Annotated in this window: 18 protein-coding genes and 2 tRNA genes; 7 read left to right on the top strand and 13 right to left on the bottom strand. The window is 49.9% G+C overall.

Going from position 1 to position 19,915, the window contains the following annotated elements; all coding sequences use genetic code 11:
• Nucleotides 1-511: 511 nt before the first annotated feature.
• Nucleotides 512-1,705: a tyrosine--tRNA ligase gene (gene tyrS, locus BCF53_RS18185; protein WP_132704033.1), complete on the bottom strand. Its 1,194-nt coding sequence runs from the start codon at nt 1,703-1,705 to the stop codon at nt 512-514.
• A gap of 130 nt (nt 1,706-1,835) precedes the next feature.
• On the opposite strand from tyrS, the gene BCF53_RS18180 reads away from it, so the two are divergent.
• On the top strand, nt 1,836-3,137 hold the full coding sequence (locus BCF53_RS18180; RefSeq protein ID WP_132704031.1) for an OapA family protein: 1,302 nt from the start codon (nt 1,836-1,838) through the stop codon (nt 3,135-3,137).
• A gap of 167 nt (nt 3,138-3,304) precedes the next feature.
• Here the strand turns inward: BCF53_RS18180 and BCF53_RS18175 are convergent, their stop codons facing one another.
• From BCF53_RS18175 to BCF53_RS18150, 6 genes are all read right to left on the bottom strand, one after another.
• Complete coding sequence (locus BCF53_RS18175) at nt 3,305-3,754, bottom strand: DsrE family protein (RefSeq protein WP_132704029.1); 450 nt, start codon at nt 3,752-3,754, stop codon at nt 3,305-3,307.
• Entirely contained in the window at nt 3,744-4,097 is a 354-nt protein-coding gene (gene erpA, locus BCF53_RS18170; RefSeq protein WP_132704027.1) for an iron-sulfur cluster insertion protein ErpA, read from the bottom strand. The genes BCF53_RS18175 and erpA overlap by 11 nt, the downstream gene beginning before the upstream one ends.
• Before the next feature lie 73 nt (nt 4,098-4,170).
• Nucleotides 4,171-4,593 carry a bactofilin family protein gene (locus tag BCF53_RS18165; RefSeq protein WP_132704025.1) on the bottom strand — a complete coding sequence of 141 codons (423 nt, stop codon included), beginning with the start codon at nt 4,591-4,593 and terminating at the stop codon, nt 4,171-4,173.
• Complete coding sequence (locus BCF53_RS18160) at nt 4,580-5,338, bottom strand: DUF6776 family protein (protein ID WP_132704023.1); 759 nt, start codon at nt 5,336-5,338, stop codon at nt 4,580-4,582. Before BCF53_RS18160 ends, BCF53_RS18165 begins: the two co-directional genes overlap by 14 nt.
• Nucleotides 5,339-5,455: 117 nt before the next feature.
• Entirely contained in the window at nt 5,456-6,898 is a 1,443-nt protein-coding gene (gene clcA / locus BCF53_RS18155; RefSeq protein WP_132704021.1) for a H(+)/Cl(-) exchange transporter ClcA, read from the bottom strand.
• A gap of 174 nt (nt 6,899-7,072) precedes the next feature.
• Nucleotides 7,073-9,793: a winged helix-turn-helix domain-containing protein gene (locus BCF53_RS18150; protein WP_132704019.1), complete on the bottom strand. Its 2,721-nt coding sequence runs from the start codon at nt 9,791-9,793 to the stop codon at nt 7,073-7,075.
• Nucleotides 9,794-9,988: 195 nt separating this feature from the next.
• On the opposite strand from BCF53_RS18150, the gene hemL reads away from it, so the two are divergent.
• Together hemL and BCF53_RS18140 are read left to right on the top strand one after the other, a co-directional pair.
• A complete protein-coding gene (gene hemL, locus BCF53_RS18145; protein WP_132704017.1) occupies nt 9,989-11,275 on the top strand; it encodes a glutamate-1-semialdehyde 2,1-aminomutase in 1,287 nt (428 codons plus the stop codon).
• A gap of 81 nt (nt 11,276-11,356) precedes the next feature.
• Nucleotides 11,357-11,443, top strand: a tRNA-Leu gene (locus tag BCF53_RS18140).
• A gap of 757 nt (nt 11,444-12,200) precedes the next feature.
• Here BCF53_RS18140 and BCF53_RS18135 read toward each other — a convergent pair.
• From BCF53_RS18135 to BCF53_RS18120, 4 genes are all read right to left on the bottom strand, one after another.
• A complete protein-coding gene (locus BCF53_RS18135) occupies nt 12,201-12,638 on the bottom strand; it encodes a hypothetical protein (protein ID WP_132704015.1) in 438 nt (145 codons plus the stop codon).
• A 170-nt stretch (nt 12,639-12,808) separates the two neighbouring features.
• Nucleotides 12,809-13,021, bottom strand: coding sequence for a tyrosine-type recombinase/integrase (locus tag BCF53_RS18130; RefSeq protein ID WP_165901986.1), 213 nt, complete (start codon nt 13,019-13,021; stop codon nt 12,809-12,811).
• A gap of 588 nt (nt 13,022-13,609) precedes the next feature.
• Nucleotides 13,610-14,416 (bottom strand): DUF3037 domain-containing protein, encoded by an 807-nt coding sequence (locus BCF53_RS18125; protein WP_132704011.1) that lies wholly within the window; start codon nt 14,414-14,416, stop codon nt 13,610-13,612.
• Nucleotides 14,413-15,156, bottom strand: coding sequence for a HipA family kinase (locus BCF53_RS18120; protein ID WP_132704009.1), 744 nt, complete (start codon nt 15,154-15,156; stop codon nt 14,413-14,415). Before BCF53_RS18120 ends, BCF53_RS18125 begins: the two co-directional genes overlap by 4 nt.
• A gap of 138 nt (nt 15,157-15,294) precedes the next feature.
• Between BCF53_RS18120 and BCF53_RS18115 the strand changes: the two genes are divergently transcribed.
• Nucleotides 15,295-15,900, top strand: a complete 606-nt coding sequence (locus BCF53_RS18115) for a hypothetical protein (protein ID WP_132704007.1) — start codon at nt 15,295-15,297, stop codon at nt 15,898-15,900.
• A gap of 228 nt (nt 15,901-16,128) precedes the next feature.
• On the opposite strand, the gene BCF53_RS18110 is transcribed toward BCF53_RS18115, so the two are convergent.
• Complete coding sequence (locus BCF53_RS18110) at nt 16,129-17,112, bottom strand: site-specific integrase (RefSeq protein WP_165901985.1); 984 nt, start codon at nt 17,110-17,112, stop codon at nt 16,129-16,131.
• A gap of 535 nt (nt 17,113-17,647) precedes the next feature.
• Here BCF53_RS18110 and BCF53_RS18105 point away from each other — a divergent pair.
• Nucleotides 17,648-17,736, top strand: a tRNA-Leu gene (locus tag BCF53_RS18105).
• 128 nt (nt 17,737-17,864) lie between these two features.
• Here the strand turns inward: BCF53_RS18105 and BCF53_RS18100 are convergent.
• A complete protein-coding gene (locus tag BCF53_RS18100) occupies nt 17,865-18,344 on the bottom strand; it encodes an AlbA family DNA-binding domain-containing protein (protein WP_165901984.1) in 480 nt (159 codons plus the stop codon).
• Between the two features lie 173 nt (nt 18,345-18,517).
• Between BCF53_RS18100 and BCF53_RS18095 the strand changes: the two genes are divergently transcribed.
• Both BCF53_RS18095 and BCF53_RS18090 read left to right on the top strand, forming a co-directional pair.
• Nucleotides 18,518-19,417, top strand: coding sequence for an SPFH domain-containing protein (locus tag BCF53_RS18095; protein ID WP_132704001.1), 900 nt, complete (start codon nt 18,518-18,520; stop codon nt 19,415-19,417).
• A gap of 1 nt (nt 19,418) precedes the next feature.
• On the top strand, nt 19,419-19,856 hold the full coding sequence (locus BCF53_RS18090; protein WP_132703999.1) for an NfeD family protein: 438 nt from the start codon (nt 19,419-19,421) through the stop codon (nt 19,854-19,856).
• The last annotated feature ends 59 nt before the right edge of the window (nt 19,857-19,915 follow it).

The raw sequence follows: 19,915 nt of genomic DNA, 5'->3' as shown, positions 1-19,915 counted from the left end.
TACCGCCAGCGTTCAATCTGAGCCATGATCAAACTCTTCAGTTTAAAAACTATATCTGCATTATTAAGACAACACAGAAAATCTGAGTTCGAACATTCGCTTCTTATCAAACCTAATGTTTTGACAGTCGCTTGTGTTCGATTATTTATCGACTCACAAGCGCCCACACGAATTACTTCTAAATTATTTGTTTTAAAGATCTCGACAGCGGCGCTTTAGGCTTGTCGTTTAAGAGGCACGTATTCTACAGCGATTCCCTTCAGTGTCAACCGCTATTTTGAATTTTTTCTTTTAAAATCAGTCACTTACAAACTTTAAAAGGATCCAGAACTTCGGCCTTCCCTGCTACTGCTTGAGCAGCAAGGAGCGCGCATATTAAGGATTTTTCGAATTCCGTCAACACCTTTTTTCGGAAATTTCATTTTTTTGTCATTGTTATCGGGCAACCAAAACTATAGACACTAAAAAGCCCGCACAGGGCGGGCTTTTGTAGGCGATTGGTAACAACGCTTTATTGAATCGTTACCCAGGCAATTTTCTTTTTGCCTGCCTGGATCAGATATTTCCCGGCACCCAGTTTAAGAGATGGCTCAACAACTTCCCATTCAACCTTAACCCGTCCGTTCTTCAACATATCTTTAGCCTGCGCAGAGTTGGAAGCCAGGTCTGCTTTATTAATGACGGCGCCGATCGGTAAATCGGCCTGACCTTCCAGATCAATCGTCACTTCCGGAGTGCCCTCTGGCACTTCACCTTCTTTTACAATATTACCCGCACCTTTATGTGCATTCGCAGCGGCTTCTTCACCGTGGAAACGGGCAACAATTTCTTTAGCCAGCTCAATCTTGATGTCACGCGGGTTGGCACCCTGCTCAACAGACGCTTTAAGCTGATCGATTTCCTGCAGCGACTTAAAGGACAACAACTCATACCAGCGCCACATTAAGGAGTCTGGAATGGAAACGATCTTCTGGAACATCGTACCCGGCGCTTCAGAAACACCCACGTAGTTACCCAGAGATTTGGACATCTTCTTCTCGCCATCCAAACCTTCCAGCAGTGGCGTCATAATAACCACCTGCGGATCCTGACCTTCGCCCTTCTGCAATTCACGTCCCATCAGCAGGTTGAACTTCTGATCGGTACCACCTAATTCGATATCGGCTTCCAGTGCCACAGAGTCGTAACCCTGAACCAACGGATACAGAAATTCGTGAATCGAAATAGACTGGTTTGATTTGAAGCGCTTTTTAAAGTCATCACGTTCCAGCATACGGGCCACACTCAACTGCCCGGCCAGCTTGATCATGAAATCTGCGCCTTTCTCGCCAAACCATTCAGAGTTGAAGCGAATCTCGGTCTTTTCCGGATCGAGAATTTTGAATACCTGATCCTTATAGGTTTGCGCATTGGCGGCGATCTCATCCGGCGTAAGCGGCGGACGAGTCGCGCTCTTACCGGTAGGGTCACCAATCAGACCGGTAAAGTCGCCAATCAGAAAGATAACCGTATGACCCATATCCTGGAACTGACGCATTTTATTCATCAGTACCGTGTGGCCCAGATGCAGATCCGGTGCCGTTGGGTCGAAACCGGCTTTCACACGAAGCTTCTTGCCGGATTTCAGTTTTTCCACTAACTCTTCTTGTACCAGAATTTCTTCCGTGCCTCGGCTAATTTCCGCCAACGCTTGCTCCAGATTCATGGAGTCTCCTTAACAAACTTTTACGATAAAAAAGGGACATTATATCAGCTTGTGCGTTGCGTTAGCACATTCCCCTTAATTTGCTGATAAACTACTTTAAGTTTCGAAGCTAACAGTTTAACGAGTCAACATGAACATCAAGTCACTCTTTGAATCGATACCTTTACCAAGATTACATTTTATTGCCCTGGTTTCCTGCTGCTTTCTGGTACTACTGGTTGCTTTATGGCCAAGCCCGGGACAATCCGTTGTTGTTGAAATACAACCCGCTATTGTTGAAGTTCCAGCCATTGAAGTCGCTGAAGCACCACCGGAGCTGAATCACGTTTCCGAGACGGTAGCACCGGGCGATACGCTTTCCAGCTTATTTGAACGCTCCGGCGCCGGGGTGAGCATCCTTTACCGGTTGATTGCTGATGAGGCCATTAAAAAACCAATTGAGAAGATCTACCCGGGCCAGGAATTTGTTTTTGCCTTTAACAACGATGCGGTTCTGAAGCAGGTCAGCTTCAGCGAATCGAGCACCGTTTCTTACACCATTGATATCGATGCCGAACGCAATGGCACCATCAGCCGCACTGAACGCACGCCCGACATTCATACCCGATACGGCAATGCCACTATTAACAGCTCTTTGTTTCTGGCAGGTGCTGAAGCCGGCATGAGCGATGGCATGATTATGCAGCTGGCGAATATTTTCGGCTGGGATATCGACTTTGCCCTCGACATTCGCGAAGGCGACCAGTTCTCACTGCTGTATGAAGAAAACTACCTGGATGGCGAAAAGCTCAGCGACGGCGCAATTCTGGCCGCACGGTTCATCAATAACGGCAAGGAATTTACCGCCATTCGCTATACCGATGAATCCGGTCATACTGATTACTACTCGCCCGACGGCAAAAGCATGCGCAAAGCCTTCCTGCGTACACCGCTTGATGTATTCCGCATCTCTTCTTCATTCAACCCCAACCGCAGACACCCGGTTCTGAACAAGATTGTTGCGCACAAGGGCACCGACTATGCAGCGCCGGTTGGCACGCCCATTAAGGCATCCGGTGACGGCAAGGTTCTTAAAGCCTACACATCTGCGACCTACGGCAACGTCGTTATATTGCAACACGGTGAAGGCATTACCACGCTCTACGCTCACATGAGTAAGTTTTCAAAGTATGCACGCGTGGGTAATCGGGTTAAGCAGGGCCAAGTGATCGGCTATGTTGGCGCGACCGGCCGGGTCACCGGTGCACACCTGCACTATGAGTTCCGCGTCAACGGAGTTCATAAGAACCCGCAGACGGTAAAACTGCCAACCGCCGAGCCGCTACCGGCAGCCTATCGTGAAGATTTCGCTGAATATGCCGAGAATCTCGCCGGTCAGTTGAGTGTTTACGATTCTGCCTACGCAGAAAACCAGCTGGTTACCATTGATTAACGACTAGTGGCTCATGCGGAAAATTCGGTCTCTAAGGCGCGCTGCAGTTCAATGGAGATCAAGGCGGTAAAGCGCAGAAATAGTGGAGCTCTTTCAAGCTTTGCCAACACAGAGATCCGCTGAACTGCGAAGCGAACAGTGACCTAATTTTGCGCATGCGCCACTAGTTAGAAATACTCATAGCCCTGTTCGAGCAGGGCTTTTTCAGCCGCCGGGCCGTATGGCACCGTATCAACAAAGGCAGGAAGCTCAGTACGCGGCACCGAGGAAAACCCCATCCAGGTTTCGCATACCTGAATATCAATGGCATTAAAGGCGTCCAGCCTGGCGGCCAAATCAACAATCTCTTTATTTTCACTGTAGTTCTGACGCAAAAACAGATTGGCTTCATCGCCATGCAGCACAAGCGCAACAGGGTTGCTCTGTGGATAACGCTCGCCCCTTTCGTAGAGGTTATCGATACGTCTGAGAATCTCAGTTAGCTCTTCACCGGTATGCGCCTGAATTTGCGCCACATAAGAAGGGGATTCAAGGCTGCCCTGATGCAGGTTTTCCGCCTGCGTAAGGGAGCCGGCCAGAACGGCGAGGCTAAGCAGCAGCCCAGCCTTAAATCGCAAAAGAGGAGCCACAGCCACAGGTCGTCGTGGCTGCAGGGTTTTGAATGATGAAACGACTGCCATCCAGCCCTTCTGTATAGTCAACTGTAGATCCACCTAAATACTGAACACTTAACGAATCGATCACGAAACGTACGCCTTCTTTACTGATCAAAGAGTCGTCGTCTGCAATATCATCGTCAAAGGTGAAGCCGTACTGAAAGCCAGCACAGCCACCACCGGTAACAAATACCCTGAGCATCAGCTCAGAGTTATCCTCTTCTTCCACCAGCTGCTTGACCTTTAAGACAGCAGCTTCGGTAATATTAATAGGGTCTGCAACTTCAATAACAGCGTCAGTCATAGCAATTTCCTTTAGGTATGACGCAAAATTATCAATACCTGATTAAAACAGTCAACTATTCAAAGGTCGGGGGTCAGCTATTATTGCCAGGAACATCGACCGCTGGCGCTTCGGAAACAGCCTTTTTAGCCTTTTTGCCCTCTGATGCTACATGCAGCAGACTGCCATTTACCTTAGCACCCATCACCATCTCCATCATGACGTAGTGCACATTACCGGTCACCAAACCGTTCTTATTTAAGGTCAGGTGCTCGGAAGCGTATATATCGCCCCTCACCTCGCCATTGATCACAATGCGTGGCGCGCGAATTTCACCTTCAACCACGCCTTTCACACCAATGGTGACCTCGGCTGAGCTGTCCGGGTCTGCCAGAATATTACCCTTTACAACACCTTCAATCTGAAGCGCTTCAGAGATTCGGATATCACCCTGTATTTCAGCCTTCGCTGTTATTAACGTTACGTTTTTGCCCACGTTCTTTTCACTGCCCCACATTGTTGCCGTTCTCCAAATCTGACCAGTTATAAGCGCGCTCGATCCGCGCGGATTTATTACCCACGGATTGAGCCACCACCTGCAGCTGGTCAGGGGTAAAGTTATCAGGAAGCATCAGCTCGCCCTTAAATTCCTGAAAATAGCGGTAACGGAATTTTATATCGACATCCTGAATATCTGCCGAAATATCCTTCAAAGGATAGGCGGTGATTTCGCCGTTTTGCACACCTAGCAGGTTAATGCCGACAAACCCCTGTAAATAATTAGAATTATTGCCCACCTGGGTGAGCATGACCTTGAACCGGTAGCGGCCGTCCTGAGCGGTCGGTGTCAATGACACCTCCTGAATGGTCAGGCCCGATGAGTTGACCGAAGGCGACATGATGCCCTGGTACAGCGCAATTTCTTTTTCCAGCTCGGCAATGGTATCGCTGAGCTCGCGGTTAGACCGGCGCACATCTTCGGTTGCACCCTTATCCACAAACGAAGCGTTCTCGAGCACTGCAACCTTTTGCCGCAGCTCGCTTTCACGCTCCCGGCCCTGCTCGAGCTGCTGGCTTAGCGAGGTAACTTCATTAAGCAGGCTCTGCTCGTGGCGCACGCCAGAGTAACTGCCGTACAGATAGGCAGCTATGACAGTGGCTAACAGGGCAATTAACAGCAGCATTCTAAGAAACAGACGGCGTACCGGGCGGTGCGGCACAACCACATACTGAATCTGCGGAGTCCCCTTCACTCGTGTCATAAGTTCGGCCTTTGAATATGGGTATTTTCTAAGTGGCGCATACTCTAACAAAATGCGGGGCCGGGGCGAATACTGCGCATAATGGCCATGTGTAAATCGCAGTATTCGCCTGTCGGCTCAGGAAGGCTGGCCGTTCTGGGTGTTTTGTTGCTCTTCGGACTCGGCTGCTGCCTGATCGGCTTTCTTTTTGCGAACACTCGCTCGCAAGGTACGTTCCAGCAGCAGCGAATAGATAGGACGCCCACCGAGCAGCTGGGCCAACATGGTCGCCCCCAAACAGGTAATCAGCATGGGCAGAATCAGGTTGTAGTTATCGGTCATCTCCAGCACCAGCACAATGCCGGTGAGCGGCGCCCGTACCGTGGCAGCGAACAGCGCGCCCATACCGGCAATGGCGAAAGTACCTGGTTCCAGCCCCATATCAGGGAACATAGCGTGCGCCAGCAAGCCAAACAGCGTGCCGGCCATTGTGCCCAGCGCTAGCATGGGTGCGAAAATCCCCCCCGGAGCGCCGGAACCAAAACAAATCAGCGTTGCGGCCAAACGCCCGACAAAGATGATCAGCAGCATAAACAAGCCAAAATCGCCGCGGGTTGCCGCCGGAATCCATTCAACACCACCACCGGTCAGCTCAGGAAAATACAGCAGCAACACACCAAAGCAGCCACCCAGCAAGCCGCCTAAGCCAACATAGCGCAGCAGCTCTCCACGGTGAAGCTTGGCGTAGAAATCGAGTGAGCGCACCACCAGACGGTTAAAATGGACCCCAAAGATACCGAACAGCATGCCCAGCACCAGGTATAACCAAAGCGCCATGAGCTCGGGCGAACCATAGCTTGGCAGGTCGATGACGGCATCCTGGCCTTTAATACTGCGGTAGATAATGTTCGCCATAATAGAGGCGATAAATACTGCCTTAATAGAGATCAGGCTGTAGCGGAATTGCGGGCGCATCTCTTCGACCACGAAGAGTGTACCGGCCAGCGGTGCATTAAAGGCCGCCGACAAACCCGCCGCCGCACCGGAAGCCAACAGCGCATGACGGCCTTCGTTATCTTTCAGACGGAAGATGTCTGCAACCATACTGCCGACGTTACCCCCCATCTGCACACTGGGCCCTTCGCGCCCGAGTACCATACCAGAGCCTAACGTGCCTAAGCCGCCAAAAAATTTGACCGGCAGTACACGCCACCAGCGCACCGGGCGCAGATCGTCCATCGCACCTTCAATTTCCGGGATGCCGGAGCCGGCAGCGTCCGGTGCAATGGTATGCGTCAGCAGATAGCCAAATGCGGCAATGACTGCGCTGATGACAAAGGAACTGACGGCGACCGTCCAGGCGGGGCTGTTTTCAAGGAGATAGGCGGTTCGGTGTTCGCCCACCCAGTGGACACCGATTTCAAAGAAGGTAGACAGATACCCAGCGAGCATACCGACGAACGCCGATAATAGAAGAATGGTAATGGAGGTCTTATCCCGCCTTAAAAAGCGGCGGACAATACCGCTGGGTTGCTCCTGATCGTTATTCCCCGAGGGGACTTCGTCACTAATGCTACTCATTGTTTGCTTGCTGCTCGAATCGTTTCAGATTGGGGGAACGTTAAAAGTCAGAAAGGTTTGTAAATAAACCCGGGCTGCCTGGCCGGCAGTGCCGTATTCTAAGGAACAAGTGCTCAAAATGCATCACTGAAAGCCAGCAATCCTCTGAAAAGACTGTTTCCAGAAGCGCTCTAATTATGATATAGGCCCTTCTTCGGGCTCGTTGAGCAGTTTTTGTCCCAGTTCAATGGCCTGCTTTCGGTTCGCTACCGACAGTTTTTTATACAGATTATTGATGTGGGTCTTAACGGTACTGACAGCCACAAACATCGTTCTGGCGGTTTCTTCGTTGCTCTTGCCCTGAATAATGCACTGCAGCACCCGCCACTCTTTTTTCGATACGCCCAGCACCGAAATGCTGTCCGGCACTTCATCCTCACCACGTCGGCTGGTTCGGCTGCGCTGCTTATAGAGAATCAACAACTGCTCCAGATAACGAACCTGCCCTTCCGGTAGTGTCGCCGCATCAATCTTTTTAACCAGCGGCATCAGCCACTGGCGCAGCAACAACACACTGGCAACGACCCCAGTTTCCTGCAGTAATGGCAGCAGGGCAACGAAATCTGCCAGGGCCTGCGGCTCATTGTCTGTTTTTATCAGCAGGATGATTGCAATCAACCGGTAGCGTATCTGCTCCAGCTGATAGGCATCCTTACCCTGCGCTTCAAGCAGAGCCAACGCCTGCTGCAGCTTGCTTTCGGCCGTGGTGAAATTATTCAATGCCAGATGGCCATAAATTTGCGCACGCAGCGAAACGAAATCGCCCGTGCTCTGGCAGCTGTCGATCTCCGGCGTGGCCTTCAGCCAGGAGGCAATCTTTTTCTTTTCATCGCACTGCCACCAGTACAGCAGCTGAATTTCTTCCGAATAGGGAAACAGCTGATCGGAGAAATCCGGGAACGCCAGTATAGATTTGTGGCGCTCGGCGAGATCACGCGCGACCGTGGGTTTGCCTTTGATCATTTCGGCTCTGAGCAACCAGCCATACAGATGCCGCGACCAGGGCTTGCTCCAGCTTTGGCACAGCTTGCCAACCTCATTGATCAGCTGTTTAGCTTCGCGCAGGCGGTAGGTTTCCAGTGCAACCTCGGCCTGAGCAAACAAAGAGAAGAACAGGTTAAAGCCACTGTTTAAATTGTGCTGGGCGGCGTAATCCTGCACCGCCTTGGTCAGCTCTGCGGCCTGAGTGAACTGGCAGCGCTGCTTCCATATCTGCGATTGCTGATACAGACTCCACAACACCGCATCGTGGTTTGCTTCCTGCCGGCTGAGTAACTCACTCTCTTCAAAGATCGGTAACGCCTCGGTCATGCGCCCCTGAGTAAACTTAACATTGGCCAGCGTCAGCAGTGCCGACTGCCTGCGGATGTGATCTTGCGGGTACAGCGTTAAGGCGCGTTTGGCTGCCTGCTCTGCCGCATTCAGTTCAGCAAGCGAAAAGCACGCCTGCGAGCGCACGGTTTCAAACTCTGCTTGCATGAGCGTGTCATCGCTATCCGCAATCTTCTGTTCGGCCATGCGAACCACCGGCTCAACCTTGCTGGCATCGCCAAAAATAGATTCAACCCAGCCGAATACCAGCGTAATTTGCGGGTTCGAGGCGATCACCTCATCACTCAGTTCCGTCAAACAGCGCTTCAACAAGCCGTAGTGAGCCTGATGCAACAGCTCGTCGCCGTATTGTTCGAGAATACGAATGATCTGCTGCTGGTTCTGCGAGTTGATGGCGTGATTCACCGCGCCAACGATGTAGCCAATCTTCAGAAAGGCGTTACTGGCCCGCTGATAGAGCTCTGCCATATCGCCACCGGTCTGCAGCCGTAGCTTATGCAGCAAAAATTCACGCAACAAATGGTGATAGCGGTACCACTGATGCGGTTCATTAAACTGCACAATAAACAGGTTCTGTCGCTGCAGGAAGTCGATCACCTCGTGCACATTGATGCCATCGGTGATCTCAGCGGCCACCTCAACGTTAAAGCGCTTAACGATGCTGGTGCTGAGCAGGAAGCGCTGCACATCGTCCGGCAGCGCATCAAAGATTTCGGATTCAAAGTAATCGACCACATTGAGGTTTTTCTGCAGCAGGCGGGCCTTCAACTCTTCGAATGATGGCTGCGACTGCAGACCCAGCACGATCAGCTGTAAACCAACCACCCAGCCTTCAACGTGATCTAGAAGCTGAACGACCTCATCCTCTTCCAGCTGAAAGGCATGCGCCGCCTGCGAGAAGAAATCCTGCGCTTCCGGCAGCTGGAAGCTGAGCTGCTCGGCGCTGATATCGGCAACCAGGCCCTTCAAACGCAACGACATCATACTGGAGGGCATTTCGCAGCGCGTGGTCAGCACCAGGCTAACATGCGGCGGCAGGTGTTTGGCCAGGTAGGCCAGGGCGCTGTGAATCTCTTCGGTTTCGATCAGATGGTAATCATCCAGGATAATCACCAGCTTGTGCTGAATACGGTCGAGCTCGTACAACAGCTGGCCAAACAACGGCTTCAGCCGGTGACTGCGGTCGGGCCGCGCCGAGTACATCAGCGCCTCTGAAAGCGGCACCTGCTTGCTAATGGCCGTAATAAAGTAGGCGGCAAAGGTTTTTTCGTCAGAATCTTCCGGGTCGAGCGACAGCCAGCACAGGCGCGCTTCGTTATCCTGCTGCTTGAGTGATTCAAAACCCTTCAGCACAGCGGTGGTTTTACCAAACCCGGCACCGGCACTGACCACGACCAAAGGCTGCTGACAAGCCGCAACGAAGGCAGCGTCCACCCGGTTTCGGCTCACGGCGTTTGCAGGCGTATGAGGAACAGATGTTTTGGATGGAACGAGGAACTGCGATTTTACTGCTTCAGATGACATGAAAAAACTAACCGTACTGATGGTGTTCGGTAGCCCATGATACCCACAGCAATGGCGCGCCGCCAGCCGCCAGGCCGATGGCCTTGCGGTTCCAGTGCGTTTAATCAACTGAACGGCATAAATTGAAAACCGGTTTGCCTGAACGAGGTGCAGAAGTCAGAATAACCACCTTTCAGAATTCACAGGAACATGAGCATGAGCCAGCCAAACAGCGATCTTTTCACCCGAGCCCAGCAATGCATACCCGGTGGCGTTAACTCTCCGGTGCGCGCGTTTAAAGGAGTTGGCGGCACTCCGGTCTTTTTCGAACAGGCCAGCGGCTCAACACTGACCGACAGCAACGGCAAGACCTATATCGACTATGTACTTTCCTGGGGGCCGATGATCCTCGGTCATGGTGCCGAGGTTGTGCGTAAGGCGGTACACGAGCAGGTCGATAAAGCCATGTCTTTTGGTGCGCCGACCGAGCTGGAAATCGAGATGGCGGAAAAGGTTTGCGAGCTCTACCCGAGCATTGAGAAGGTGCGCATGGTGAATTCCGGTACCGAGGCCACTATGTCGGCTATCCGTTTGGCTCGTGGCTTTACCGGTCGCGATATTCTGGTGAAGTTTGAAGGCTGCTACCACGGTCACGCCGACAGCCTGCTGATTAAAGCCGGTTCCGGCGCACTCACACTGGGCGTACCCACCTCGCCGGGTGTACCGGAGTCTGTGGCAAAACACACCGTCACGCTGGAATACAACAATGCCGACGATGTGCGCGCCTGCTTTGCCGAGCTGGGTGATAAGATCGCAGCCGTCATCGTTGAGCCGATTGCCGGCAACATGAACTGCATTCCGCCGGTGCCGGGCTTCCTGGAAACACTGCGCGAGTGCTGCAGCGAAAGCGGCGCAGTGCTGATTTTCGATGAAGTAATGTGCGGCTTTCGCGCAGCCCTGGGTGGCGCTCAGGAAAAATACGGCGTCACGGCCGACCTGACCACATTGGGTAAGGTGATCGGCGGCGGCATGCCGGTTGGTGCTTTTGGCGGCCGCGCCGACATCATGGATTACCTGGCCCCGGTTGGCCCGGTATACCAAGCCGGTACCCTTTCCGGCAACCCGGTGGCCATGGCCGCAGGTTTGGCGGCGCTGAACGAGATCAGCAAGCCGGGCGTGTATGAGCAGCTCAACGCCAAAACCGAACAGCTCACCGCCGGGATTGTCGCTTTGGCTAAAGAACAGGGCATCGGCATGGTTTCGAACCATGTTGGCAGTATGTTTGGCCTGTTCTTTACCGAAGCAGAGAGCGTCAGCAAGTTCAGCGAGGTACAGCAGTGCGACAGCGAGCGCTTTAACCGCTTCTTCCACGGCATGCTCGACGAAGGTGTTTATCTGGCCCCTTCCAGCTTTGAAGCCGGCTTTATGTCACTTGCGCACAGCGAAGCCGACATAGACTTCACCCTAAAGGCCGCCGCCAAGGTATTGAAAAATATAAAATAATTACATTTTTCGTTTGACAGAGCGCATCGCCAACCGTATGATGCGCTCCGTTCTCAGCTACTGAGACAGTTTCTCCCCAATGCCTGGGTGGTGAAATTGGTAGACACGCTAGCTTCAGGTGCTAGTGGGGGCAACCCCGTGGAAGTTCGAGTCTTCTCCCAGGCACCATTCGCAAAACAATCCGTAACTCATTGATTCCTCATCACTTTTAGTTTTCACAATTCGTCTTGTGTGCCCGTTGTGTACCACCTTCGAGGCCTTACCACACCGTTCTTCTAGCCTGCTTCCTGCATGCAAATTGACCTACTACTTAGCAGCTGAAAGGCGCAGTATTAGCACAATACACGCTGACACTCACAGCTACTTCAAGCCTGTTACGGCATTTCGCTGAACAGTACTTCTCGTTCTTAGGTTTAGTTGAAGGCATGACACCTCCGCAGTATCTACAACTCATAAGCTTTTGCCTTTCGGTTAGTCCTATGAGGTGGGTTATCAATTAGCCTCTCTCGGTAAGGCGAAAAGCTTCATGCCCGCTCCGCGATAACAGTCGTTACTGACAGTATGGATAGGTAATGGTAGAAGTTAAAAACAACAGGACAACACACGCTGATCATTAAATGACCAGAAAGAAAAAAATAGGGTGACCTCCAGCCACCAGCAGTAGACATGTGCGCACTTAGACTGGCTGGGGCTAGATGGTCGATTGACTAACTCAATGCCCACCCCTTAGGACTGGCATTCAATAGACTGGGGACTAGGAGTGGACTGGTAGCTTTGTCTTCATTGGTTAACCATTAATGATCACTACCTATAGATGGCTTATGGTCACTTACAGTATGACTATTAGTAGACTTATAGTTATACATTCGGCTCTTCTTTCAGTCTTAGTCATTTATTCCTAAGGGGTGGGTTGTCAAATAACCAGCTATTCAGTGCAAAGCTGTGCATCTATATCATCCAAAACTGACTGTTGCTTAGATTGAACCATTACCATGTAGTAGGTTGGAGCTTCTGGTGATTTATTTAAATATATAGTGCTTAGATAGCCCTCATCCACAACAATACCTTTGTAACGATCGAAACCAATACAATCGGCATCAGGGATTAGACCTCGGGAAGCAAAGTCGTCTAACCTTTCTTGGTATACACTATCTATATCAACACTGATGTCTCTATATAACGCAACGAATTCTACCGGTGTACTTGAATTACTGTCTGTCGAGCCTTTGTGGAAGACGACATCCCCATATTTACTATATAGCTCTAAATCAAGTGTCATGCCCTGAGGTATCGTTAACTCGTCTGCAGCTAATGAAACACCTGCATGTAGTGCTAAGAATAGCATTAGTGATGATTTCTTCATGACCTGTCCGCTAGCATTGAATGGCTGTTGCTGTAGGTTAACTTTGAGTCTGAGTTAGGTCTATAACTCAAGCCTGAGCCTGTAGGTCGAGCTGAATAGGAGTTATCCCTTCTATATTTACTCCTAATGAGTAAATTATCAAATCAGGGGATTACCCAAGTGTTTTTTTGCTATAAAACGTAGCCGTCATAGGTCTGATGGACGTCTTCGCGCTCGATGCCGATATAACGCATGGTCACTGCCGGCGTACAGTGATTCAAAACCTTACAGATGACTTCCAGCGGCACTCCGTCCTTCCACATGGCGTATCCACGGGTCTTGCGCATCGAGTGAGTGCTGAGCTTGATGTCGTCCTTGTTCTTCACTGCGTCTACTTCGTTCATGGCTTGCAATCCTAAGTCAAATATCATCAATAAACCTGACAATATGCAACTAAGAGAGCACTGCCAACAGCAATCCGTAGATTATGCGGGCAGTTGATAAGTCACACTTTATAACTTTGTGATATAAGAATTTACAAATCAACTACCAATCGACTGTATCTATTGATGCACGAAGGAGCTCACCGATCTTGGAGACCGCTCGCACGAGTAGCTCTAAGGGGTTTATACCAAGTAAAATCATCACGATCAGCGCAATAAGCAGTAGTGCAAAGAATACTTTCAATTTCATTTAGATTACTCCATCTACGCCCAGCCTTTGAATTCGATTTCTTCGTCATAACACGCATGGTTGAGCGGAATTACGCGCCGACAGGAAACAAGCTAAATGCAAGGAATTAGTGCTAGAGTATTTGAAAGGTAAACTTAAGAACTCGCTCGCTTACTGAGGTTTAAAATGCGCTGGTGCGCTAGAGTAGTAAAGTGCCTTACGGCGAGTGAATAAAGTCGGCGATAAAGAATCATATGTCAAGCATCACATAAGCTATATGCAACAATTAAAGGCCTCTGCTAAGGAGGCCACTGATTGAGCTACTGGCGAGCAAACTCATCAATTTTTTCAGTATCTTTAGCTTTGACAAGCTCACCAAATTTTTCAAGGTTTGGCCGGAGAAACGTCCACGCTTCTTCCATAGGTTCTGACTCAATAACTACATCTACAGGAATTAATAGGTCTTGTTTATTAATGCCTGCGAGCCTTGCATTTGATAAGTATTTATAAGCAATGAAGGTGTGGTCGTTCAGCTTGCTAGGGTCTGCCCCATTGAAACCAAACGGCTTAATTATTTTTTCCGGCTTGTTATTCCCTTGTTGAACAAACTCAAAGCGAGTTTTAATACCACCAGGGCCTAAAAGATCATATGGGCCGAATGGTCGCTTAAGCTCTAAATAATCTAGCTGCAATTTAACCTTATTTCTTAGCTGCTCTTCATAGCTCTTTTTCTTCGCAAACTTATGGCCTACGAACTGCCCATAAAGAGATTCGATAGCGATATCTAAGTTAGTTGCTTTTAGTGCGCTAGCCTGCTCAAACTGAAACAGATTACTTTTAGGCATGACCAAGTCTTCAAAGACTTCGATTGCCTTAGCATTGAAATTGGCAACAGCTGTTCTTCTCGCCTCCAGCTCATGCTTAATACGCCTTACTGTGCCCCGATAAAAGCTGCCATCAAGGTTGTGGAAGAAGTCAGTAACACGCTGAGAACGCCTGTCTTCAAGCTTAAACTGGAATTGGCCAGCCAATGGATCAATAGCAATGACACCAATGTTCGCAAATTCACCTGTTTCAGGATAAGGCTGAAACCTGATAACGGCGTATCGTATAACTCGTTTTTTCATAATACGCTCCAGAAAGCCTCGTTGCCTTTGTATCTCTTAAGTTTAGTTAATAGGACATTCAATTCTAATCCAGTGGGCCTTGTTTGCTCAAGGTCTGACCAGCTCCACTCCTCGGGAATTTTGTGTATTTTTGCTTCAATAGAGTCAATAGCACTATCCATACGGGATATAAGGTCACATCTGGTACTTAAATCTCTAAATGGTTCTCTATCGACATCAGTAAAAATATGACAGTCAATTAGCACCGATTCTTCTAAGTCACAATCAAATGCAAGATTGTGATCAATAACTATCATTGTATCGGACTGTGACTCCCATAATAAGTTCGGGTTGTGAAACTGCCGATCGGAATTAAATATCCAATAATCAAAAAGCAATAACTCCCGCCTTAAGTTTTCAGGAACTAATTCTGCGTTACTTTCAGCCCCAAACCATGTAGCGCTCGGTCCAACATCTTTAGATGCGAAGACCGGACCGTAACCAATTACTTTCATTTGAGACGGTAAGTTAGTTACTAGATACTCATCAATACTTGCAATACAAAATGGTGCGATAGGTAAGCCAAAAGCTATAGCTAGATGCCCACAAAGCCATTCCTTTATTTGATCTATACGCCCAACATTGTGACCTTTAACCCAATAGTTGTTCCCGTCTTCAGCCTTACAGTAAAAGACTCCTGACATTCCTTGTATGCTTGGTTTAATGATTTGCTCAATATCCAAGTACTCAGGGCTATCCATATATTGTTGGCCATCAATTAAATCAGTATTATGAATAACAAAAAGCTATCCAAATTGATAGTCTAGCAACTTCAAGCATTTCAACTATTTCGACCAAACTCATTACTTGCTACACATAAATTAGGCGCTAGTGGAAAAATGAAATCCTACAGATGGTTAAAACTAACATTAAATATAGCGCTTGCTTTTTCGCTTCTCGGTTGCGCCACAAACAAACCAATGACTGTGGAGGAACCAAAAGCCAGTGATTACCTACAAGACACGAATTTGGCCTTAGAAATAGAGTTCAGAAAACCACTTGGTGAATCACGTCTACTAGGAGTTTACCTCCTAGATAAATGGATGGGTGACCACGAAGATATATTTCAAGTCAAAAACCTCAAGGACGGAATCTTATTCGGCAGTGGTCAAAATCCGAGATCTGCAAAATGGTATAACCAGAGCACCAACTATTTTGACTTCTTTGCGTTTGAGAATAGCAACCAGCTATTCATTCAATTTTTTAACTTCAAAAGATCAAATAGAGATGGACAAGAACCCTTCCCGATCACCGAGAGAGACCAGATGTCTATTACTCAGATTGATCAAAAGCTTGCAGGCTTCTTAGACTATTCAATTGGAGTCAACTACCCATTAATTAAGTGCATTGAAAACACGCTAAACTACAAAGAAGAAATCGACTATTGCCGAAATTTAATTACCAATGATAAGTCTGGAAAGATAATTGAACGCAAGCTCTATTAGTCCAAGCTCCTTTGGGTTAAGTAACTTGGAGTAACTATTTAAAAAACCAGAGAATGACCATAATCCACCCCACCCATACGGGGGATTGAGCAGAAGCATCGTCAAATAAAGTGGTCACAGATTTTTTACGAAATTTCATGTCCTTTGTAGATTGCGCCAGCTAGCTGCACCTTTCAGATGCTCAATGACCCTGCCAAAGTTCGGCAAACTGAATGCCTCCACGGCGCACTATTTGAGCTGCAGCGGGAAGTCCCTCTTATAAGCAGCAGTAGAGCCAAGCACGTTCTTGAACTGTGCTTCATGGCCGACCACCTTCTGTAAGACGATCAGTGACGACTCGGCGCTATCTGTGTCCACGGCTCGACCAATGAAGGTGGCTCGGAAGGAGTGAAAGGTTTTGTTCTGCTGCTTCCAGTGCGGCAGGTCTTTGTCCCGCAGATGCTGGTTGAACCACTCGCTCGCCTTGTCACCCCACTTCTCCTGCTGCCGAGTGGCTGGCAGTAGCTTGGTCTGACCTGCTTCCTTCAGTGACTCGATGTACTCAAGCATCCCCAGCTCGATCAGGCAGGAATGCACCGGCACTTCCCGCACTGCGTTCTTAGTCTTCACAGTCTTACCTTCACCGTGGTCATGGATATGGAAGTAGTGAATGCCGTCTCTGTGCTTCACGTCTTTGATAAATAGTTGATCAAGCTCACCCACACGCGCACCGGTATAGATCGCAAGCATGACCAGCCACCAGTATGACCGTCTGCCGTAGTTCGAGAAATAGGAAGTAGCAGGGTTGAACAGCCGTGTATTGGTCAGCAACTGCTCAAGGTCTGCGTCTTCAAGTGGCGCATAAGAGCGGCTATCACCCTGACTGACATTGAGCTTAACGAACGGATTAGCCTGCATTGCTTCATGCCTCACAAGCCAGTCACAGTAGCCTCTCAGTGGCCGTAAACGCTCGTTAATGGTCTTGCCTTTGTACTTGTGAGCAGCCGGTATATCAGCGCTCAGGAGCTGCTGGTAACTCATTCCTTTGTAATGTGTGATGTGCCTTTTAGACGGCAGCTTCCGTAGCTTCTCGATGTACGACTCAGCCATTTTGAAGTTCACCTGCTGCATCTGCGGGCACTCAAAGAGCGCATCAAACTCCTGCATTACAGCCCGATAGTCTTTCAGTCGCGCCGGTTTCAGGTCTGGCTTATCGGCAAGTTTGGCCGTCAAGTAGTCGTCTAGTCGAGCGCTAAATCTCTCGCTTGCAGCGGTGCTGGTGGACGACTCAGGAGACTGTGTGTGACTTTGAGTTTCTTGTGGTTGCTGAGTATTAGCTTCTTGTGGCTGAGGCCCACTAACAGGCACTGCTTGGCTCTGAAAGCCCCATCGGGCAGCTTGAAGGCTAGCGACCTTATTAGCGGCTGAGCGCTTCTGCTCATCGAAGCTCATGCGCGTACATCGCTGTGCTAGGTGGTCAGTGACGACCAGTGCGAGCCTGATAGCTTCACTCCGATTTCCCGTCTGCAAAGAGAACCGCATGTTGCGCCCAGCTAGCCGTCGGTTGTAGTAGTAAGTTGACTGTCGTTTAAGGATGAACACTGATGCCTCTGCCCTGTTGCTGTGTGACAGTTGGTGTTCCAGATGTGTGACACTTTTAGGAATATTGTGCGAAGCTCAGCGAGAACGAACGTTCATTCCAGTGTCATTTGGTGAGAGTCGTGATGTAGCGCTCCGCCCTACAGCCCACGGCTGACGGACACTTCCCGCCTCTGGGTGGTGAAATTGGTAGACACGCTAGCTTCAGGTGCTAGTGGGGGCAACCCCGTGGAAGTTCGAGTCTTCTCCCAGGCACCATTCTCCCCCTACTCTTTTTAATCTTCTAGCCTTACTTTTTATTCTGTTCAACTCTTTTCCTGTTCCTATTTATTACCCCGTTCCGGCTCTTTTGTGCCTGAGACCTTTCCGCGCCCATTACACCCGGTTCACTGCTGAGCCTCATCCAGCATCCGCCTCACCTCTGCCTCAGCGATCTTCACATCCGAACTGCCCGAGCGCTTATAGCTGCCACCGAACGGGCTGTCGTGAATATAAACCGGCAAGTAGGCCTTTGCGGCCCGCGGCACATGAATTTGAATGACATTTTTGCCGTCGACCTCGATCACCTTCACCCAATGCGGTTTGATGACCAGCGGGCTGATCTTTTTTCCGCTGTTCAGGCCGTGCCAGAATTCGCGCAAAACCTTGTGGGTATCGTTGATGCCGGCCAGCTCGAAGTTACCGGCTTCCAGCTCTTTTAGCCCCAAAAAGATATCGCCACCCTCGGTATTGGAGAAGGCAGACAGCGTTTCCCACACATCTTTCGGCAGGGTGCCATCACCATGCCGGCCCTGAGCGAGCTTGCACTCTATGTCTTCGGACTCGCGCAGCGCTTCAATGTGTTTGAGGGTGGATACTTCTTTCATTCTTAACCTCGGCATAACTGCCCGTAAACCCCAGAGTACTTTTTACATAATAGCCCTGCAATACGCGCCGATAGAGTGCACAGGTTCATAACTGACGCCATTGCGCCTACCCAAGCCACGGCTGGCAGGCTAAAGTGAAGGCACATTATTCAATAAACTGAAAAGGGGTAGACATGGAATTCGGATTCATCCTAACGGTTGTCGTGGCCATTATTATAATTGTGACGCTCAGCCGCATCGTACGCATCGTGCCGCAAAACGATGCTTACATCGTGCAGCGCTTAGGTAAGTATTCACACACAATGGAGGCGGGCATTCACCTGCTGGTCCCTTTTATCGACCGCGTCGCCTATAAGCATTCGCTGAAGGAATTTGCCATTGATGTGCCTTCGCAGCAGGCCATTACCAAAGATAACGTTTCGCTCGGTATCGATGGTGTGCTGTACCTTAAAATTATGGACCCCAAACGCGCGTCCTACGGTGTCGAAAACCTGCAGTTCGCGATTACCCAGCTGGCTCAAACCAGTATGCGTGCAGAGATTGGTAAGCTTTCACTCGATGAAACCTTTGAATCGCGCGAGAGCATCAACGGTGCTATTACCAAGGCCATTGACGATGCATCTGAGCCCTGGGGCACCAAGGTGCTGCGTTACGAAGTGAAAGACATCTCCCCACCGACCACGATTCTCGATGAGATGGAAAAGCAGATGGGTGCCGAACGTGAGCGCCGGGTTGCCGTAACCACATCGGAAGGCTATCGGGTTGCACAAATTAACCAAGCCGAGGGTGACAAGCAGGCGAAAATTCTGCGGGCCCAAGGTGAGGCGGAATCGGTATTGATTGAAGCACAGGCGCGCGCCAAATCGATCATGATGATTGCCAAAGCCATTAACGAGGGCGGTGAAGCGGCAGTGGCCCAGCAGCTCTCCGAGCAGTACATCAACGCCTTTGAAAAGCTCGCCAAGGAAAGCACTGTATCGCTGATTCCGGCAGACAGCTCCGATATCTCCGGCATGGTCGGCAAGGCATTCACCGCGTTCGACTCACTGAAGAAAAACATGGGCGACCGCTAACATGGGCCCGTTTCTGTTTTTCATTCTGATCGCAGTGGCGCTGATTACCACCGAACTGGTGATATTCAACCTCAGTGTGTTCTGGTTTCTGTTTGTCGGTCTTGGTGCGCTGGTCGCAGCGCTGGCCAGTTGGCTGCTGCCGGATGCCGGCTGGCTGTTTGCCTTCGTGGTGTTTGTTGTGGCCACAGCGGTGGTTTCAGTTCTGCTGTATTTGCCGCTGAAAAAGTGGCAAAACCAGGCCAGCCCCATGCATGGCAACGATGCTATCGGTCAGACGGTAAAGGCGCTTTCGTCCCTTTCTGAAAGTACAGAAGGCGAAGTGACATGGTCTGGCACCAGTTGGAAAGCAAAACTCGCGGCCGGCTCCGAGCCGCTGAAAAAAGGCGATAAAGCCACCATTACGGCCATTGATGGCATCATACTGACCGTTAAGAAATAATCTTCACGGATAAAAAAAGCCACCCGGAGACCCGCGTGGCTTTTCAACGTTCTGAATGG

The sequence above is a fragment of the Reinekea marinisedimentorum genome, assembly GCF_004341165.1.
In the GTDB taxonomy this organism is placed as follows: Bacteria; Pseudomonadota; Gammaproteobacteria; order Pseudomonadales; family Natronospirillaceae; genus Reinekea; species Reinekea marinisedimentorum.
The sequence above is the reverse complement of the archived record's forward strand: the minus strand, read 5'-3'. Positions and strand labels throughout refer to the sequence as shown.

Bases quoted from the DNA above. Each gene is read 5' to 3' on its own strand.
- tyrS (WP_132704033.1), bottom strand. From the start codon at position 1,705: ATGAATCTGGAGCAAGCGTTGGCGGAAATTAGCCGAGGCACGGAAGAA.
- BCF53_RS18180 (WP_132704031.1), top strand. From the start codon at position 1,836: ATGAACATCAAGTCACTCTTTGAATCGATACCTTTACCAAGATTACAT.
- erpA (WP_132704027.1), bottom strand. From the start codon at position 4,097: ATGACTGACGCTGTTATTGAAGTTGCAGACCCTATTAATATTACCGAA.
- BCF53_RS18165 (WP_132704025.1), bottom strand. From the start codon at position 4,593: ATGTGGGGCAGTGAAAAGAACGTGGGCAAAAACGTAACGTTAATAACA.
- BCF53_RS18160 (WP_132704023.1), bottom strand. From the start codon at position 5,338: ATGACACGAGTGAAGGGGACTCCGCAGATTCAGTATGTGGTTGTGCCG.
- clcA (WP_132704021.1), bottom strand. From the start codon at position 6,898: ATGAGTAGCATTAGTGACGAAGTCCCCTCGGGGAATAACGATCAGGAG.
- BCF53_RS18150 (WP_132704019.1), bottom strand. From the start codon at position 9,793: ATGTCATCTGAAGCAGTAAAATCGCAGTTCCTCGTTCCATCCAAAACA.
- hemL (WP_132704017.1), top strand. From the start codon at position 9,989: ATGAGCCAGCCAAACAGCGATCTTTTCACCCGAGCCCAGCAATGCATA.
- BCF53_RS18135 (WP_132704015.1), bottom strand. From the start codon at position 12,638: ATGAAGAAATCATCACTAATGCTATTCTTAGCACTACATGCAGGTGTT.
- BCF53_RS18130 (WP_165901986.1), bottom strand. From the start codon at position 13,021: ATGAACGAAGTAGACGCAGTGAAGAACAAGGACGACATCAAGCTCAGC.
- BCF53_RS18125 (WP_132704011.1), bottom strand. From the start codon at position 14,416: ATGAAAAAACGAGTTATACGATACGCCGTTATCAGGTTTCAGCCTTAT.
- BCF53_RS18120 (WP_132704009.1), bottom strand. From the start codon at position 15,156: ATGGATAGCCCTGAGTACTTGGATATTGAGCAAATCATTAAACCAAGC.
- BCF53_RS18115 (WP_132704007.1), top strand. From the start codon at position 15,295: ATGAAATCCTACAGATGGTTAAAACTAACATTAAATATAGCGCTTGCT.
- BCF53_RS18100 (WP_165901984.1), bottom strand. From the start codon at position 18,344: ATGAAAGAAGTATCCACCCTCAAACACATTGAAGCGCTGCGCGAGTCC.
- BCF53_RS18095 (WP_132704001.1), top strand. From the start codon at position 18,518: ATGGAATTCGGATTCATCCTAACGGTTGTCGTGGCCATTATTATAATT.
- BCF53_RS18090 (WP_132703999.1), top strand. From the start codon at position 19,419: ATGGGCCCGTTTCTGTTTTTCATTCTGATCGCAGTGGCGCTGATTACC.